Genomic DNA, 15,644 nt, shown 5'->3' on the forward strand with positions numbered 1-15,644 from the left:
CGCCGGGCGCCGCAACAGCAAGGACTGGGGCACCCCACTCGCAGGCCGCCCACCAGCCGTTTCGCCGCCCTCAACGGGCGTCACCCCTGAGGCGTCACTCGAGCCATTCGGTGATGAAGTGGTCGCTTTCGTGGATGTGCACGGCCTCGTACACCCCGGGGCCGAGCACGGCGAACTTGTGCGGCGTGCCCGCCGGGACGACGAGCACGTCTCCGGCGCCGCCGTCGCGCTCTTCGTCTCCTACCGTGAAGCGGGCTCGGCCGCGGATGATGATGAACGTCTCGGTGTACGGGTGCCGGTGCAGCCGGGGTCCGGAACCGACCACGTCCGTGCTTTCGCGGATGACCGAGACTCCGGACCCGACGTCGCGTCCTTCGAAGTTCTCGCTGTCGCTCACCCCGCCATGGTAGCCGTCGTGACGACGCGGCGGAGCCGGTCGAGGGCCCGGTGCTGGGCGACGCGGACCGCGCCCGGTGTCGAGCCCACCGCGGCGGCGGTCTCCTCCGCGGACAGGCCGACCACCACGCGCAGGACGACGATCTCGCGTTGTTTCCGCGGCAGCACGCCCAGCAGCTTCGCCACCCGCTCGCGGAGTTCGCGCCGGAGCGCGTGGCGTGCCGGATCGAGCGACGAGTCGGCCGCGTCGGGCAGTTCGGCCACGGGCTCGTCCTTGCGCGCGGCGGCCTTGCGGGCGGCGGCGACCTTGGTGCGGGCGATGTCGGACACGAGTTCGGGCAGCGGGCGCTCCGGCGGGCGCCGCGGCAGGGCCTTGAGGAGCGCCACGCAGACTTCCTGGGCGACGTCGTCGGCCTCGTCGGGGTCCAGGCGGGCGCGGCAGTAGCGCACCACGAGCGGCCGGGCTTCGGCCAGCAGGTGGTCCGAGGTGGTGGTCATGAGCAGTCCTCCCGTGCGGGGGACTACCCCCACGCCACCGGGATGGACCCGGCAGGCGCGGATTCCCGGCTATTTCCGGGAAGCGGCCGAGCGCGGCGACGATCCCGCGGTCGTCGGGGGAGATGACCTAGGGCTGCGCGGCGGGACCTACGGCTCCTGCCGCGACCGGAACGCGTCCAGCACCCGGCGTTCCCGTTTGGTCGGCCGCCCGGCGCCCCGGTCGCGGCGGGCGACCGGGACCGCCGTCTCCGGCGGTGGCTTGGGCGTGCGGTCCAGGTAGCACGTCGCCGCGTCCGGGGCGCCCACCCGCTTCTGGATCACCCGGACCACGTCGAGGACCTTCGTCGTCCCGCCGACGCGGAAGCGGACCTCGTCGCCCGGGACCACCGTGGTCGACGGCTTGGCCGGTTTGTCGTTGACGCGGACGTGGCCGCCTCGGCAGGCCGCCGCCGCGTCCGGGCGCGTCTTCGTCAGCCGGACCGCCCAGAGCCAGCGGTCCACTCGGGTGGACTCCACAGTCGTCCATCATGGCCCATTCGGCCGCACCGGCTCGCCACCCCGTCAGGTTACTCGTGGGTATATGTCGACTTGTCTGCAGCTCCGGTCTATAACTTGTTCTAAATACCTCAACGGTGAGGAAGCACACATGAGTGGCGAACCCTTGTGGAGAACAAACTCTGGTTCCGTCTCCCGTCGTCTCTTCATTGCTGGAACTGGTTCTATATTGGCCGGTGCCGCGCTGGCCGGCCGCGCCTCGGCGGCCTCGTCGCGGCCCGCCGCGGCAGCCGCCATCAATGACGGCTCGCGGGTGTCCGCGCTGGTGATCGGCTCGGGCTACGGCGGCTCGGTCGCCGCCCTCCGGCTCGCACAGGCCGGCGTGGACGTGCAAATGGTCGAAATGGGCATGGCCTGGGACACCCCCGGCTCCGACGGCAAGATCTTCTGCGCCACGCCCAACCCGGACCAGCGCTCGTTCTGGTTGCGCACCAGGACGAAACAGCCGTTCTCGAACTTCCTCGGGTTCCCGATCGACAAGGACATCCCGCGCTACACCGGCATCCTCGACGCCGAGGAGTTCGGCGGGATCATCGTGTACCAGGGCCGCGGCGTCGGCGGCGGCTCGCTCGTCAACGGCGGCATGGCCGTGACGCCCAAGCGGGAGAACTTCGCCGCCATCCTCCCCACCGTCGACGCGAACGAGATGTACGACGTCTACTACCCGCGCGCCAACGCCGGGCTCGGGGTCGCCAACGTGCGCCCGGCCTGGTTCGACAGCACCGACTGGTACCAGTTCGCCCGCGTCGGCCGGAAACAGGCCCAGCGGTCCGGTTTCCCGTTCGTGTTCGTGCCGGACGTCTACGACTGGGACTACATGGAGAAGGAGGCGGCGGGCACCGTCCCGAAGTCGGCGCTGGCCGGGGAAATCCTGTTCGGCAACAACTACGGCAAGAAGTCGCTGCAGAAGTCCTACCTGCCGCGGATCGCCGCGACCGGCAAGGTCACCATCTCGCCGCTGCACCGGGTCACGCAGGTGGTGCCGGCCGCCGGCGGCGGCTACACGGTGACGATCGAGCAGCTCACCACGGCCGGCGCGGTGGCCACCATCAAGACCGTCACGGCGGACACGGTGTTCTTCGCCGCGGGCAGCGTGGGCACCAGCAAGCTGCTGGTGAAGCTGAAGGCGACCGGCGCGCTGCCGAACCTCAACGGCGAAATCGGCAAGGGCTGGGGCGACAACGGGAACGTGATGGTCGGGCGGGCCAACCAGATCTGGGACCCGACCGGGGCGTCCCAGTCGACCATCCCGTGCGGTGGCATCGACAACTGGAACGCGGGCGGGGCCTTCGCGGAGGTCGCGCCGCTGCCGACCGGGATCGAGACGTGGGCGTCGTTCTACCTGTCGATCACGAAGAACCCGAACCGCGCGCAGTTCACCTGGAACCCCACCACGCGCGCGGTCGAGCTGAACTGGCAGACGGCGTGGAAGCAGCCGTCGATCGACATGGCGAAGACCATCTTCGACAAGATCAACGCGACCGAGGGCACGATCTACCGGACCGACCTCTTCGGCACGTACAAGATCTGGGGCGACCATCTCACCTACCACCCGCTCGGCGGGGCGGTGCTCGGCAAAGCGACCGACAACTACGGCAGGCTCGCCGGCTACCAGGGGCTGTACGCGATCGACGGCTCGCTGATCCCGGGCAACACCAGCGTCAACCCGTTCGTCACCATCACCGCGCTGGCGGAACGCAACATCGAGAAGATCATCGCCACGGACTTCTGACCCGCTGTCTCGTGAGGGGCGCCGCCCCCGCCCCTCACGACCGGTGGGACGGCAACACGCAGACGGTGTCGAGGCCTAGGACGTGATTCAGCCGTCCGAACGCCAGCCACGCGCCGAGGCTCATCGACAGCTCGACGATCTCCTGCTGGCTGTAGGACGCCGACATCCGCTTCCAGAACTCGTCGTCCAGGTTGTGGTGGTCGGTCGCGTACCGCTCGGCGTACTCCGCCGCCAGCCGCGTGCGCTCGTCGAAGAGCCCGGTGGTGCGCCACTCCGACACCGCGTCCGCGAACTCGGGTTCGACCTTGACGCCGTCGCGCTCGGTGCGCCAGTCGAGGCAGAAGACGCAGCCGTTGATCTGCGCGATGCACAGCCGCGCGGCCTCGAACTCCCGCAGTCCCAGGGTCGTGTGCTCGTAGACGGCCAGGGAGAACTTCGACGCGGCGATCCCGATGCCGGGCACCATCTCGCCCCAGACGTACCCGATCGGGTCCTTGCCCGCGGGGATGTCGATGTTCACGGACGGCTCCTTCCGAGCTTGCCCGCCGCCGGGCGCAGCGGGACGTCGAGTGCGTCGTAGAGGCCGGGTTCCGCCGCGGCCAGCCAGTCGATCGCGCCGACCAGGCGGCCGACGGCGGTGGCGTTGCCGCCCGCCGACCGGTTCTCGCCTTCGTCGGTCGCCTCGACGGTGACCTCGATGCGCGGCCGGCCTTCGATGATCACGCGGTGCGCGCCGTCGCCGCTGGGCGGCGTCGGCCAGTCCGGCGCGCACGACGGGTGGATGCGGGTCACGTGCTCGATGACGATCCGCGGCTCGCCGCCGACGATGCCCTGCACCTCGAACCGCACCGCGCCCTGCGTGCCCTTCTCGAACTCGCCCATGGTCCGCGTGGTCACGGTCTCGTCGAGCGGCCGCCGGTCGAGCGTCTCGCGCAGCTCGGTGACCTCGACGCCGAGGCCGCGCGCGATCAGCCGGACCTGCCCGCCCCACACCATCGACGGCACGCCGGTCATCAGCATCGGCGGGTCGTAGTCCATCGGCTGGCCCATCCCGACCAGGTACCGGACGGAGTCGGGCTGCTCGTAGGTCGAGTAGTCGAAGATCTCCTGGCAGCGGACGACCTCGACGTCCGTGCCGAGCCCGCTGACCAGCAGCGGCAGCACGTCGTTGCCCCAGCCGGGGTCGACGCCGGAGACGAACAGCGACCCGCCGCCGTCCTTGATCGCCGCGAGCACGGGGTCCCGCAGCTCCGGAGGTGCGTTGCGCTGGTCGTAGAGGGGGTAGAGGGCCGGGGTCACGACGACCGCGCCCGCCCGGACCGCCCGCACGATGTCGGCGAGGGCGTCGTCGAACCGGACGTCACCCGAAGCGGCGTACACGACCGCCCGCGGACTCGCCGCCAGGACGGCCTCGATGTCGTCCGTCGCGGCGACACCCAGCGCGTCGACGCCGGCCAGCTCGCCGGCGTCCTTGCCGACCTTCGCCGGGTCGTGGACGAGCACCGCGGTGAGCTTCAGCGCCGGGTGGGCGTCGACGGCCCGGATTGCCGCACGGCCCACGTTGCCCGTGCCCCACACCACTGTGGCGATCATGCGCCCGAGTTTTCGCCGGTGGTTCCGCGCACCGGTAGGAAATCGTTCCGGCCAGCGGACCGCGCGTCCGTTGGTAACATGCGAAGCGCCCGAACGTCGTATCGGAGGCCCGCGATGACGATCGACCCGAAGCCCCGCAGCCGCACGGTGACCGACGGGATCGAGGCCGCGCCCGCCAGAGGCATGCTGCGCGCGGTCGGGATGGGGGACGGCGACTGGACGAAACCGATCATCGGCGTCGCCAGCTCGTGGAACGAGATCACGCCGTGCAACCTCTCGCTGGACCGGCTGGCCCAGGCGTCCAAGGAGGGCGTGCACGCGGCCGGCGGCTACCCGCTGCAGTTCGGCACCATCTCGGTGTCCGACGGCATCTCCATGGGCCACGACGGCATGCACTTCTCGCTGGTCTCCCGCGAGGTCATCGCCGACTCGGTCGAGACGGTCATGCAGGCCGAGCGGCTCGACGGCTCGATACTGCTGGCCGGCTGCGACAAGTCCCTGCCGGGCATGCTGATGGCCGCCGCGCGCCTCGACCTGGCCTCGGTGTTCCTCTACGCCGGCACGATCGCCCCCGGCTGGGTGAAGCTCACCGACGGCACCGAGAAGGACGTCACCCTGATCGACGCCTTCGAGGCGGTCGGCGCCTGCCGGGCCGGGCGGATGAAGACCGCCGACCTCGACCGCATCGAACGCGCCATCTGCCCCGGTGAAGGCGCCTGCGGCGGGATGTACACCGCGAACACGATGGCGTCGGCCGCCGAGGCGATGGGGATGAGCATGCCGGGCTCGGCCGCGCCGCCGTCCGCGGACCGCCGCCGCGACCACTACGCCCACCTGTCCGGGGAAGCCGTCGTCGGGCTGCTCGAAAAGGGCATCACCGCGCGGGACATCCTGACGCGGGAGGCGTTCGAGAACGCCATCACCGTCGTGATGGCCCTCGGTGGTTCGACCAACGCCGTGCTGCACCTGCTGGCCATCGCGCACGAGGCCAAGGTCGAGCTGACCTTGGACGACTTCAACCGCGTCGGCGACCGCGTCCCGCACCTGGGCGACCTGAAGCCGTTCGGCAAGTACGTCATGAACGACATCGACCGCCACGGCGGCATCCCGGTGCTGATGAAGGCCCTGCTGGACGAGGGCCTGATCCACGGCGACGCGCTGACCGTCACCGGCCGCACGGTGGCCGAGAACCTGGCCGAGCTGGACCCGGACCCGATCGACGGCGAGGTCCTGCGTCCACTGGACAACCCGCTGCACCCGACCGGCGGCATCACCATCCTGCGCGGTTCGCTCGCCCCCGAGGGCGCGGTCGTGAAGTCCGCGGGCTTCGACACCGCCAACTTCGAGGGCCCGGCCCGCGTGTTCGAGCGCGAGCAGGAAGCCATGGCCGCGCTGAACGAGGGCCGGATCGAGGCGGGCGACGTCGTCGTCATCCGCTACGAGGGCCCCAAGGGCGGCCCGGGGATGCGCGAGATGCTGGCGATCACCGCGGCGATCAAGGGCGCCGGGCTCGGCAAGGACGTGCTGCTGCTGACCGACGGGCGGTTCTCCGGCGGCACCACCGGCCTGTGCATCGGCCACGTCGCCCCCGAGGCGGTCGACGGCGGCCCGATCGCCTTCGTCCGCACCGGCGACCGGATCGCCGTCGACATCAAGGCCCGCAGCATAGACCTGCTGGTCGACGCGGCCGAGCTGGCGCGGCGCCGGGAGGGCTGGGAGCCGCTGCCGAACAAGTTCGGGGAAGGCGTGCTCGGCAAGTACGTGAAGCTGGTGCGGTCGTCGTCCTACGGGGCCGTCACGAGCTGAGCGAGGGCGCGCTTGTCGACCTTGCCGACTTCGGTGAGCGGCAGCGTGTCGGCGAAGTCCACGGCGGCCGGGACGTAGTGCTCCTGGCCGAAGGTGTCCCGGGCGTGCGCTTTCAGGGCGTCTGCCGTGACTTCGCCGGTGGCGACTACGACGGCGTGGAGCCGATCGCCGTGGCCGAAGACGGCCGCGCTCCGCACCGCCGGGTGCGTCTCGAGGGCGTGTTCGACGACGGTCGTGGGGACCTTCGTGCCGTGTTCGCCGACCACGACGACGTCGTCGGCGCGGTCGAGCAGGTAGAGGTAGCCCTCGTCGTCGAACCGGCCGAGGTCGCCGGTGCGCAGCCAGCCCGCGCCGATCTCCGGTCCGCCGAGATAACCGTCCATCATGGACAGTCCGCGCACCTCGACCTCGCCGTCGGCGGTGAGGCGGGCCTCCATGCCGGGCACGATCCGGCCGACCGACCCGAGCCGCTCCGGGTGGCCGATCAGCTCGGCCGCGGAGATGCTCGCGATCATCGGCGCCTCGGTGAGGCCGTAACCCTGGCCGACGACCGGGCCGAAGACGTCGAGGGCCTGCGCCAGCCGGTGCGGCGGCAGGGGCGCGGCGCCGAGGGAGAGCGAGCGGACGCTGCCGAGGTCGGTTTCCGGGCGCTTCGGGTGGTCGAGCAGCGCGGCCAGCCGCGGCGGAGTCAGCGAAAGGGTGTCGATCCGGTGCTCCTGGATCGCGTCGAGGACGGCTTCCGCGTCGAAACCGTCGTGGATGACGAGGGTGTCCTGCCGCAGCAGGGTGCCGAGCACGGTGGCGTTGCCGGTCATGTGGGTCATCGGGGCGACCAGCAGCGTGCGGCCCGGGCCGTCGGGCGACGGCGTGAAGAGGTAGGCCATGCCGTCGTAGATGCCGCTGTGCCGGATGAGCTTCGGGGCGCCGGTGGTGCCGCCGGTGGGGAAGAGGAGGCGGACGGTCCCGGGCGGGTGCAGCGGCTCGGGCTCGCCGTCGAGGTCGGCGAGGGTGCGGACGTCGCCGCCGGGCCAGGCGTGCGGGCGGTCGGTGACGACGGTGGCGCCCCTCGCCGCGGCGAGCCGGTCCGCTGTCGGAGCGGAAGCGGGGACCATGAGCACGGTCGCCCCGCGGAGGAGACCCGCGAGCTGGACGAGGACCGTCTCGGGCCGGTTGCGCAGGTCGACGGCGAGGGTTTCGACCTCGCCGAGGCCGCCGTGCAGGCGGCGCAACCGGTCGCGGGCCTGGTGGTGGGTGGTGACGCCGTCCTGGACGAAGAGCGGACGGTCACCGCCGTCCTCGAGCGCGGCGAGGACCTTCGTCAGGAAGAAGCTCACGCCCGGGGACGCTAGCTCAGTCGTGGTAGGAAAGCTTGGCCATTTCCTCGTCGAAGTCGAACCAGTCGCTCTCGCTGCCGGCCGGGACGACGTCGTAGGTCTGGTCGAGGAAGGCCGCGATCTCCTTCGCGGGTGCTTCGAGCACCGCGGCGCCGTCGGGGGAGCTCAGCTCCACGACGACCAGCGCGGGGTCGCCGGCCGGGCCGATGCGCACGTCGCCGTCGCCGCAGCGGGCGAGCAGACCGTCGGCGAGCAGGTCGCGGCCGAACAGCCACCGGACCGCGCTCGGGCCGGCGTGCAGCACCACAGCGACCGCGTACGGGTCGAGGGTGTCGTACTCCAGCTCGGCCGGCACCGGTCGCGGTCCGGCGCCGAAGGTGCGCAGGGCGAAGTCGATGCGGGCACTGATCACGCTGTTCGGGTCCGTCATGGGACCGCCTTTGCTACTCGTCGGTTAACTTCGTCTGGTTCCAGGGATAACCCATAGTCAGTTCAACGCCCAGCGTTCCGAATAACTTTCACACTCTGGGGTGATCAAGAAGTGTCCGAGGTCACCGGCGGCGTGGCCGATCGGGCAACTCCCTCACGGACGGTCACCGCCGGTGACTCACGCCTAGGACACTGAGGATTCGGAGCCGGACGGCCGCCGGATGGGTCCCGGCGCCGGATTTGCGCCGTCCGGGTGGGATACGCCACCGCACACCAGTCCGCTTCCCCGTCCGGCCGCGAATCCCTCATGAGGCAGGGGTGACGTGGAGGGTGCGGGATGGGTGAGCGTGGGCGGCTACGGCTGCAGCCGGACGAGGCGCCGGCCACCGCGCCGAGCGCCGAGGAGCTGCTTCGGCAGGTGGCGGCGGGTGACGAGACGGCGTTCGCGTCGCTCTACGACCTCATCGCCGGCCCGGTGCTCGGCCTCGTGACGCGCGTGCTGCGCAGTCACGCCCAGGCCGAGGAGGTGACGCAGGAGGTGCTGGTGGAGGTGTGGCGCAAGGCCACGCGGTACGAGCCGGAGCGCGGCAGCGCGCTGTCGTGGGTGCTGACCATCGCCCACCGCCGGGCCGTGGACCGCGTGCGCTCGCACCAGGCCGGCGTCGACCGCGAGGAGCGGGCCGGCCTGATGGACGTGCGGCGGCCGTTCGACGAGGTCACCGAGTCCACTTTGGCCGGTCTGGAGCAGCAGCGGGTGCGGCAGTGCCTGGCCGCGCTGACCGACCTGCAGCGCGAGTCGATCGTGCTGGCCTACTACAACGGCTACACCTACCCCGAGGTCGCGGAGGTGCTGAAGGTCGCGCCGGGCACGGTCAAGACCCGCATCCGCGACGGCCTGATCCGGCTGCGCGACTGCCTGGGGGTGGACCGATGACCGCCGAGCTGCACACCCTGACCGGGGCGTACGCACTGGACGCCGTGTCCGATGTGGAGCGTGCCGAGTTCGAACGCCACCTCGGCGAATGCGCCGCCTGCCGCCAGGAGGTGGCCGAGCTGCGGGCGACCGGCGCGCGGCTGGGCGTGGCCGCCGCGGTGGACCCGCCGCCGCAGCTGAAGCTGCTGGTGCTCGCCGACGCGGCCCGCACCCGCCAGCTGCCGCCGCAGCTGCCGGTCGTGCGCCGGCTGAGCCGGGCCAAGACGTGGCAGCTGCGCGTGTCGCTGTTCGGGGCGGCGGCCGCGGCACTGGTGGCGGTCCTGCTCGGCGTCACCGCGACCCCCGCCCCCGTCGACTCGGTGCTGAGCGCGCCGGACGCGGCCGCGATCGAGGGAACCGGCGAAGGGCACGCCACGCTCGTCGTCTCGCGCAGCCGGCACCAGGCCGTGCTGCTCGCCTCGGACCTGCCCGCGCTCGACGCCGGGCACGTCTACCAGGTGTGGCTGCTCGGCGGCGGCGGTGCGCGGTCGGCCGGGCTGATGACGTCCGAGGCGTCCCAGCGGATGCTCGTGGCCGACCTGCCCGCCGACGTCGACCGGATCGGGATCACCGTCGAGCCCGCCGGTGGTTCGGCGGGGCCGACCACCCCCGCCGTCACCAGGATTTCGCTTGTTTAGCACAAAAGCGGGTCACCGCACTTCGAACTGCGGTGATCCGGATCACCCGATCGGGTACCAAGCCGATTTCCCGGTCGTTCCGAATACCGGGCAAGAAGTAGTTATCAGCCGCTTATGGGAGTGATTTTCGTGACCAAGCTTCGTGTCGCCGGAATCGGTGTCGCCGCTGTCGCCGCCCTTTCGCTGACCGCGTGCAGCAGCAGCGACACCGCTTCGTCGGGCAGCTCCAGCAGCTCGATGCCGTCGTCGTCGGTGCCCGCGCCGTCGTCCAGCATGGCTTCCGGCAGCGCCAACGGCGTGACCACCAACGCCGATGTCTTCGGCCCGGCCTGTTCGCAGCTGCCGCAGGGTTCCGCGCCCGGCTCGCTGGACTCGATGGGCCCGCAGCCGGTCGCCTCGGCCGCCTCGACCAACCCGCTGCTGACCAAGCTGGTGGCCGCGGTCAAGGCCACCAACCTGGTCGACACGCTCAACAGCCAGGAGGCCATCACGGTCTTCGCGCCGGCCGACCCGGCGTTCGCCGCCCTGGGCGACGCCAAGTTCAACGAGCTGGCCGGCAAGCCCGCCGAGCTGGCCCCGATCCTGCAGTACCACGTCGTCGGCAAGCGCTACGACGCCAAGGGCCTCGCCGCGGCCGGTTCGGTCGACACGCTCAACACCGCCGGCGGCCCGGTGAAGATCGAGGGCTCGGGCGAGAACATGACGATCAACGGCGCGAAGATCCTGTGCGGCAACATCCCCACCAAGAACGCGACCGTCTTCGTGATCGACAAGGTGCTGACCCCGGGCACCAACAAGTGATCTAACGTCCGAGCAGGGGACCCAGGCGTTCCGCGATGTCGGTGAGGATCTGCACGTAGTCTTCGTGTTCGAAGGTGAACGGCAGGGCGAAAGCCACCTCGTCGATCTCGCGGAACGCCTGGTGTGCGTGCAGGCGCTCGGCGATTTCCGCGGACGTGCCGACGAAATCGGGGGAAAACAGCATCCGCGCGGGACCCTGCGGTTCCGCAGTGCGCGGCAGCCGTTTTTCGGCGTAAGCCTCGTATTTCGCGCGCTGTTCCGGTGTCGCGCTGTCGGTCGGGATCACGACGAGCCCCTGCGAAATGCGCCCGGCGGGGTGGTGCTCGCGGAAGGTCCGGATGTGCGAAAGCTGGATTTCGGCGAAGTCGGTGCTTTCGCTTTCGGCCTTGACCACGCTGCTGGTCAAGAAGTTCATCCGGTGCTTGCCCGCCCACTCCGCCGAGCGCAGGCTCGCGCCGCCGTACCAGAGCCGGTCGCCGAGGCCGGGTGCCTGCGGCTGGACGCGGTCGGAGAACACCTCGAACCCCTGGGTGCCGCTGAACCCGGTGGCCGGCTCGCCGCGCACGAAGTCCAGCAGCCGTTGCACGCGGTTGTAGGAGAAGTCCTCGGCGTCCGCGGTGTCCGGGTAGAGGGCGTGCTTGACGTCGTCCCAGCGCATCGGCGGGCCGACGCTGAGCCCGGGGTTGAGCCGCCCGCCGGAGAGCAGGTCGACGGTGGCGAGGTCCTCGGCCAGCCGCAGCGGGTTCTCCCAGCCGAGCGGGATCACCGCGGTGCCGAGCTCGATCCGGCTGGTCCGCTGCGACGCGGCGGCCAGCACGGCGACCGGCGAGGAGATGCCGTGCTGCAGGTGCCGGTGGCGCACCCAGGCGCTGTCGAACCCGAGCCGCTCGCCCAGTTCGATGATCTCCAGCGTCGACTCGTGGCCGCGGCGCGGGTCGGCCGGGTCGAACAGGCCGATGGTCAGGAAGCCGAGCTTCCGCAGAGGTCGTGACACGGTGCGATTCTGCCCCCGGACGGCCGGATGTCCCAGCTGGTGGACTAGGTCTAAAACTGACAGAGGTTGTTGACAGTCTGGGTTCCTGATCAAGGGAGGCCCATGGCTGAGCGAGTGTGGAGTGAGAAGGACCTGGTCAGGCGCGCGAACCGGCGCCTGGCCGTCCTGCGTCACGCCGAAGAAGTCAGCGGCAACGTCGCGGCGACCTGCCGCTACTACGGCATCAGCCGCACCGTGTTCTACCGGTGGAAACGCCGCTACGAGGACGAAGGCATCGACGGCCTGAAAGACCGCTCGAGCGCCCCACTGCACTGCCCGACGATCACTCCCCCCGAAGTGGTCGAGAAGATCGTCCACCTGCGGCAGCACTACCACTTCGGCCCGTTGAAGATCGAAATGTACCTGCGCCGCTACCACGACCAGGAGATCGGCCACTCCACGATCTACCGCATCCTCAAACGCCTCGGCATGAGCCGGCTACCGGCGTCTCAGCGCTACAAACGCCACCAGCAGCGATGGAAGCGGTATGAGAAGCAGCGCCCCGGTCACCAGCTGCAGATCGACGTCAAGTTCGTCGAGCCGATCACCACCGACGCCGGCCGGAAGAAGCGGTACTACCAGTACACCGCGATCGACGACTGCACCCGCCTGCGGATCCTGCGGATCTACCCCCGCTCTGATCAGAAGACCGCGATCCAGTTCCTCGACTACGTGCTGTCCCGGCTGCCGTTCCAGGTCGAGAAGATCCAGACCGACAACGGCGCGGAGTTCCAGTCGGCGTTTCACTGGCACCTGCTGGACCAGGGCATCGGGCATGTCTACATCCGCCCGGCGACGCCGCGGCTCAACGGGAAGGTCGAGCGTTCGCATCGCATCGACGCCGAAGAAGTTCTATCGCCTGCTCGACGGTGTCGTCCTCGGCGACCTCGGCGCCTTCAACGACAAGCTCAAGGAATGGGAGGACTACTACAACTACCACCGCCCTCACGGGAGCCTGGCCGGCCAGACCCCGTATGAGAGGCTGCTACAGAAGACCCAACCCCCATCCCAGGGTGTCAACGACCAGAAGCAGCAGCACAACTAGCGCAGCCGGTCGAGACCGTCGAGGACGAGGTCCAGGCCGAACTCGAACTCCGCCTGGTCGTCGCACCAGCCCAGGGTCGAGTCCGGGTCGTCGTGGGCGATCTCGGCCAGCATCCCGACCAGGTTCGGCAGCTGGGCGGCCAGTTCCGCGGGGACGTCGGCCGACGCGCCGGCGTTCGGGGCGAACAGCTCCTGGCTGAACCCGAGCGCGCGGCTGCCCAGCGCGTGCAGGGCGTGGTGGATCCGGTCGTGGGAGAACCCGCCTTCGCGCATCAGGCCGACCAGGCCGTCGTAGTACTTCAGCACCGCGAGGCTCGTCGCCGAGCGCGTGCCGAACAGGCCGGGCGCCCAGCGGTGGCGGAGGAACACCTGCCGGGCGGCGAGGATGCGCCGCCGGGCCGTCTGCTTCCAGTCCGGGCCGGGTGCCACCCCCGCCACGGCGTCGTTGACCTCCTCGGCGACCACCTCGACGATCCCGTCGAGCACGTCTTCCTTCTTGGCCACGTGGTAGTAGAGCGACATCGCCTCGGCGCCGAGGTCCTCGGCCAGCCGGCGCATCGTCACCGCGCCCAGGCCGTGCTCGTCGGCGAGCGCGACGGCCGCCCGCAGCACGCGTTCCCGGCTCAGCGGGATCCGGGCTTCGGTGGTCACGGAGTGATCGTACAACGTAAGTCCTCCTTGACCCGCCGCTCGGCCCGGAGCTACCTTACGACGTACGACTTACAACGTAAGGGAGACGTCATGAAGGCTCTGGTGCAACGCGCGTACGGCCCGCCGGACGGCTTGACCTGGGAAGACGTGCCCGAGCCGGTGCCCGGTCCCGGCGAGGTGCTGGTGCGGGTGCACGCCACTTCGGTCAACCCGTACGACTGGCACTTCCTCAGAGGCGAGCCGTACGTGGCCCGGCTGATGACCGGCGGGTTCGGCCTGCGGCGCCCGCCGGTGGGCGTGCTCGGGTGCGACCTGGCCGGCCGGGTCGCGTCGGCGGGCGAGGAGTTCGGGCCCGGCGACGACGTCTACGCGCTGCTGCCGCGCGGTGCGCACGCCGAGTACGTCTGCGTGCCCGAAGACCTGCTGGCGCCGATGCCGTCGAACCTCACGCACGAGCAGGCGGCGGCGATGCCGATGGCGGCCGTCACCGCGCTGGTGGCCCTGCGGGGTGTCGAAGCCGGGCAGCGGGTGCTGGTCAACGGCGCTTCCGGCGGGGTCGGCACCTTCGCCGTCCAGCTGGCTCGGGCGCTCGGGGCGCACGTCGACGCCGTCTGCGGCGCGGCCAACGCTTCGGCGGTGCACGCACTCGGCGCGGAGCACGTCTTCGACTACCGGGCCGAGGACTTCACGCGCAGCGAGCGCCGCTACGACGTCCTGCTGGACATCGCCGGCAGCCGGACGGTGTTCGCCTGCCGCCGGGTGCTCGCGCGGACCGGCACGTTCGTCGCCGTGGGCGGCCCGGCCGGACGGTGGGTGCAGCCCGCGGGGCACGTCTTCGCCGCACTGGCGTCCGGCCCGTTCGCCCGGCGGCGGGTGGTGCTCGCGGATGCGGTGGCGTGCCGGGACAAGGCGGCCGCCCTCCGCGAGCTGGCCGGCCTGGTGGAGCGGGGCGCGGTCACGCCGGTCGTCGACCGGAGCTACCCGTTCGACGACCTGCGCGCCGCGTTCGCTCACTCGGAATCAGGGCACGCCAAGGGCAAGGTGGTCGTGACCCTCGGCGGCTAGCCGTTGTGCGGGCAGTTGCCCCGGTAGTCCGAAATGGACAGGTCGGTGCGGGGGATCGGGCAGAGGAACTGCTCGTAGCGAGTGTCGTTGTCGATGAACCGCTTGAGCCACGACAGCGTGTACTTCGCGATCGTCGTGTTCGGCGAGTTGGGCGCGAAGTGGCTGGCGCCGCGCAGTTCGAGGTACGCGCGGTCCAGAGTGGACGGAAGACTCGTGTAGAACGGGATCGAGTGGGTCGCCACCGGGGCGACGGTGTCCGACTGCGCCCCGACGACCAGCGTCGGCACCTGCAGCGTCGACCAGTTCTTCGTCAGGTGCCAGCCGGTCAGCGGCACCGCGGCCTGCAGCGACGGGCGTGACCGCGACGCTTCGAGCGTGCCGCCGCCGCCCATGGAGTGCCCGACGACGCCGAGCCGGCTGCTGTCGATGCGCGAGCGCACCGAGCTCTGCTGGGTCAGGTAGTCCAAGGAGGCCAGCAGCTGCCTGCCGCGGCTGTCGGGCTGGTCGGAGGTGGTCAGGGTGTCGATGGTGAACACGACGAAGCCCTGCGAAGCCAGGCGCGGGCCCAGCCAGGCGATGCTCGACTGCGTGGCGGTGAAGCCCGGCGCGATCGAGATCGCGCCGAACGTGCCGGCGGTCGTGGTCGTCGGGTAGTAGATGGTGCCGCCGCCGAAGCCGGAGACGGCCAGCCGCGACACGGTGTCGGTGCTGGTCGCGAAGGAGCCGCGGGTGGCTTCGATGCTGGCCGTGGTCGGGTCGGGGCCCCGCTCGTAGGGGTTCGCGGCGGCGGGCGCCGGCGCGGCGACCGCGGTGGTCAGCGCCAGCGCGGCCAGCACGACGCCGGTGGCCTTGGCGCGCCACGGCCGGCGGCGGGAAATTTTCTCACGCAAGCCGGACGTCGTCGGCGGGCCGGTGAGTGCAGACATGGATCGCTCTCTTTCCCCGGGCAGGCGAAAGCGCGCCCGGACACAGACGGGCGGATCGGCAGAACTGGTGCACGGCAACGGAAGACGTGCCGCGGGCGGGGTGCGGGGTAACCGCTTTCCCGTCGCCTATGAAACACCTTGGCGAAATGTTCCACATCCTCCGAACGGGG

General features: G+C 70.7%; 16 protein-coding genes and 1 pseudogene. 7 read left to right on the forward strand and 10 right to left on the reverse strand.

Annotated elements, in window-relative coordinates; genetic code table 11:
• Positions 1-94: 94 nt before the first annotated feature.
• The 3 genes from HUT10_RS37005 to HUT10_RS37015 all read right to left on the reverse strand — a co-directional run bounded on the left by HUT10_RS37005 (position 95) and on the right by HUT10_RS37015 (position 1,410).
• Entirely contained in the window at positions 95-397 is a 303-nt protein-coding gene (locus tag HUT10_RS37005; RefSeq protein WP_176175427.1) for a cupin domain-containing protein, read from the reverse strand.
• Positions 394-894, reverse strand: a complete 501-nt coding sequence (locus HUT10_RS37010; RefSeq protein ID WP_176175428.1) for a sigma-70 family RNA polymerase sigma factor — start codon at positions 892-894, stop codon at positions 394-396. The genes HUT10_RS37005 and HUT10_RS37010 overlap by 4 nt, the downstream gene beginning before the upstream one ends.
• 147 nt (positions 895-1,041) lie before the next feature.
• Positions 1,042-1,410, reverse strand: coding sequence for an RNA-binding S4 domain-containing protein (locus tag HUT10_RS37015; RefSeq protein ID WP_254897195.1), 369 nt, complete (start codon positions 1,408-1,410; stop codon positions 1,042-1,044).
• A gap of 208 nt (positions 1,411-1,618) precedes the next feature.
• Here HUT10_RS37015 and HUT10_RS37020 point away from each other — a divergent pair, with 208 nt between their 5' ends.
• Complete coding sequence (locus HUT10_RS37020; protein ID WP_254897196.1) at positions 1,619-3,181, forward strand: GMC oxidoreductase; 1,563 nt, start codon at positions 1,619-1,621, stop codon at positions 3,179-3,181.
• A gap of 34 nt (positions 3,182-3,215) precedes the next feature.
• Here the strand turns inward: HUT10_RS37020 and HUT10_RS37025 are convergent, their stop codons facing one another.
• Positions 3,216-3,701: a carboxymuconolactone decarboxylase family protein gene (locus HUT10_RS37025; protein ID WP_176175430.1), complete on the reverse strand. Its 486-nt coding sequence runs from the start codon at positions 3,699-3,701 to the stop codon at positions 3,216-3,218.
• Positions 3,698-4,774 carry a dihydrodipicolinate reductase gene (locus HUT10_RS37030; protein ID WP_176175431.1) on the reverse strand — a complete coding sequence of 359 codons (1,077 nt, stop codon included), beginning with the start codon at positions 4,772-4,774 and terminating at the stop codon, positions 3,698-3,700. The genes HUT10_RS37025 and HUT10_RS37030 overlap by 4 nt, the downstream gene beginning before the upstream one ends.
• A 114-nt stretch (positions 4,775-4,888) precedes the next feature.
• On the opposite strand from HUT10_RS37030, the gene ilvD reads away from it, so the two are divergent.
• Positions 4,889-6,580 (forward strand): dihydroxy-acid dehydratase, encoded by a 1,692-nt coding sequence (gene ilvD / locus HUT10_RS37035; RefSeq protein WP_176175432.1) that lies wholly within the window; start codon positions 4,889-4,891, stop codon positions 6,578-6,580.
• Here the strand turns inward: ilvD and HUT10_RS37040 are convergent.
• On the reverse strand, positions 6,559-7,914 hold the full coding sequence (locus tag HUT10_RS37040) for a class I adenylate-forming enzyme family protein (RefSeq protein ID WP_176175433.1): 1,356 nt from the start codon (positions 7,912-7,914) through the stop codon (positions 6,559-6,561). The two genes, ilvD and HUT10_RS37040, sit on opposite strands and share 22 nt — an antisense overlap.
• A gap of 16 nt (positions 7,915-7,930) precedes the next feature.
• Positions 7,931-8,344, reverse strand: a complete 414-nt coding sequence (locus tag HUT10_RS37045) for an SsgA family sporulation/cell division regulator (protein ID WP_176175434.1) — start codon at positions 8,342-8,344, stop codon at positions 7,931-7,933.
• Positions 8,345-8,680: 336 nt separating this feature from the next.
• Between HUT10_RS37045 and sigK the strand changes: the two genes are divergently transcribed.
• From sigK to HUT10_RS37060, 3 genes are all read left to right on the forward strand, one after another.
• Entirely contained in the window at positions 8,681-9,277 is a 597-nt protein-coding gene (sigK, locus tag HUT10_RS37050; protein WP_254897197.1) for an ECF RNA polymerase sigma factor SigK, read from the forward strand.
• Complete coding sequence (locus HUT10_RS37055) at positions 9,274-9,954, forward strand: anti-sigma factor (RefSeq protein ID WP_176175435.1); 681 nt, start codon at positions 9,274-9,276, stop codon at positions 9,952-9,954. The genes sigK and HUT10_RS37055 overlap by 4 nt, the downstream gene beginning before the upstream one ends.
• 129 nt (positions 9,955-10,083) lie before the next feature.
• Entirely contained in the window at positions 10,084-10,755 is a 672-nt protein-coding gene (locus HUT10_RS37060) for a fasciclin domain-containing protein (protein ID WP_176175436.1), read from the forward strand.
• A 1-nt stretch (position 10,756) separates the two neighbouring features.
• Here the strand turns inward: HUT10_RS37060 and HUT10_RS37065 are convergent, their stop codons facing one another.
• Positions 10,757-11,749: an LLM class flavin-dependent oxidoreductase gene (locus HUT10_RS37065; RefSeq protein ID WP_176175437.1), complete on the reverse strand. Its 993-nt coding sequence runs from the start codon at positions 11,747-11,749 to the stop codon at positions 10,757-10,759.
• A 102-nt stretch (positions 11,750-11,851) separates the two neighbouring features.
• Between HUT10_RS37065 and HUT10_RS37070 the strand changes: the two are divergent.
• Positions 11,852-12,833, forward strand: a pseudogene (locus HUT10_RS37070) (IS481 family transposase).
• Here HUT10_RS37070 and HUT10_RS37075 read toward each other — a convergent pair.
• On the reverse strand, positions 12,830-13,483 hold the full coding sequence (locus HUT10_RS37075) for a TetR/AcrR family transcriptional regulator C-terminal domain-containing protein (RefSeq protein WP_176175438.1): 654 nt from the start codon (positions 13,481-13,483) through the stop codon (positions 12,830-12,832). The pseudogene HUT10_RS37070 and the gene HUT10_RS37075 sit on opposite strands and share 4 nt — an antisense overlap.
• 90 nt (positions 13,484-13,573) lie before the next feature.
• On the opposite strand from HUT10_RS37075, the gene HUT10_RS37080 reads away from it, so the two are divergent.
• Positions 13,574-14,548, forward strand: coding sequence for an NAD(P)-dependent alcohol dehydrogenase (locus tag HUT10_RS37080; RefSeq protein ID WP_176175439.1), 975 nt, complete (start codon positions 13,574-13,576; stop codon positions 14,546-14,548).
• On the opposite strand, the gene HUT10_RS37085 is transcribed toward HUT10_RS37080, so the two are convergent.
• Positions 14,545-15,474: a dienelactone hydrolase family protein gene (locus HUT10_RS37085; protein ID WP_176175440.1), complete on the reverse strand. Its 930-nt coding sequence runs from the start codon at positions 15,472-15,474 to the stop codon at positions 14,545-14,547. The genes HUT10_RS37080 and HUT10_RS37085 overlap by 4 nt on opposite strands.
• Between the last annotated feature and the right edge of the window lie 170 nt (positions 15,475-15,644).

Origin of the sequence: Amycolatopsis sp. Hca4, assembly GCF_013364075.1 — a bacterium.
In the GTDB taxonomy this organism is placed as follows: Bacteria; Actinomycetota; Actinomycetes; order Mycobacteriales; family Pseudonocardiaceae; genus Amycolatopsis.

Excerpts from the sequence above, each read along its gene's own strand:
- HUT10_RS37030 (WP_176175431.1), bottom strand. The coding sequence starts at position 4,774 with ATGATCGCCACAGTGGTGTGGGGCACGGGCAACGTGGGCCGTGCGGCA.
- ilvD (WP_176175432.1), top strand. The coding sequence starts at position 4,889 with ATGACGATCGACCCGAAGCCCCGCAGCCGCACGGTGACCGACGGGATC.
- HUT10_RS37045 (WP_176175434.1), bottom strand. The coding sequence starts at position 8,344 with ATGACGGACCCGAACAGCGTGATCAGTGCCCGCATCGACTTCGCCCTG.
- sigK (WP_254897197.1), top strand. The coding sequence starts at position 8,681 with ATGGGTGAGCGTGGGCGGCTACGGCTGCAGCCGGACGAGGCGCCGGCC.
- HUT10_RS37010 (WP_176175428.1), bottom strand. The coding sequence starts at position 894 with ATGACCACCACCTCGGACCACCTGCTGGCCGAAGCCCGGCCGCTCGTG.
- HUT10_RS37080 (WP_176175439.1), top strand. The coding sequence starts at position 13,574 with ATGAAGGCTCTGGTGCAACGCGCGTACGGCCCGCCGGACGGCTTGACC.
- HUT10_RS37085 (WP_176175440.1), bottom strand. The coding sequence starts at position 15,474 with ATGTCTGCACTCACCGGCCCGCCGACGACGTCCGGCTTGCGTGAGAAA.
- HUT10_RS37055 (WP_176175435.1), top strand. The coding sequence starts at position 9,274 with ATGACCGCCGAGCTGCACACCCTGACCGGGGCGTACGCACTGGACGCC.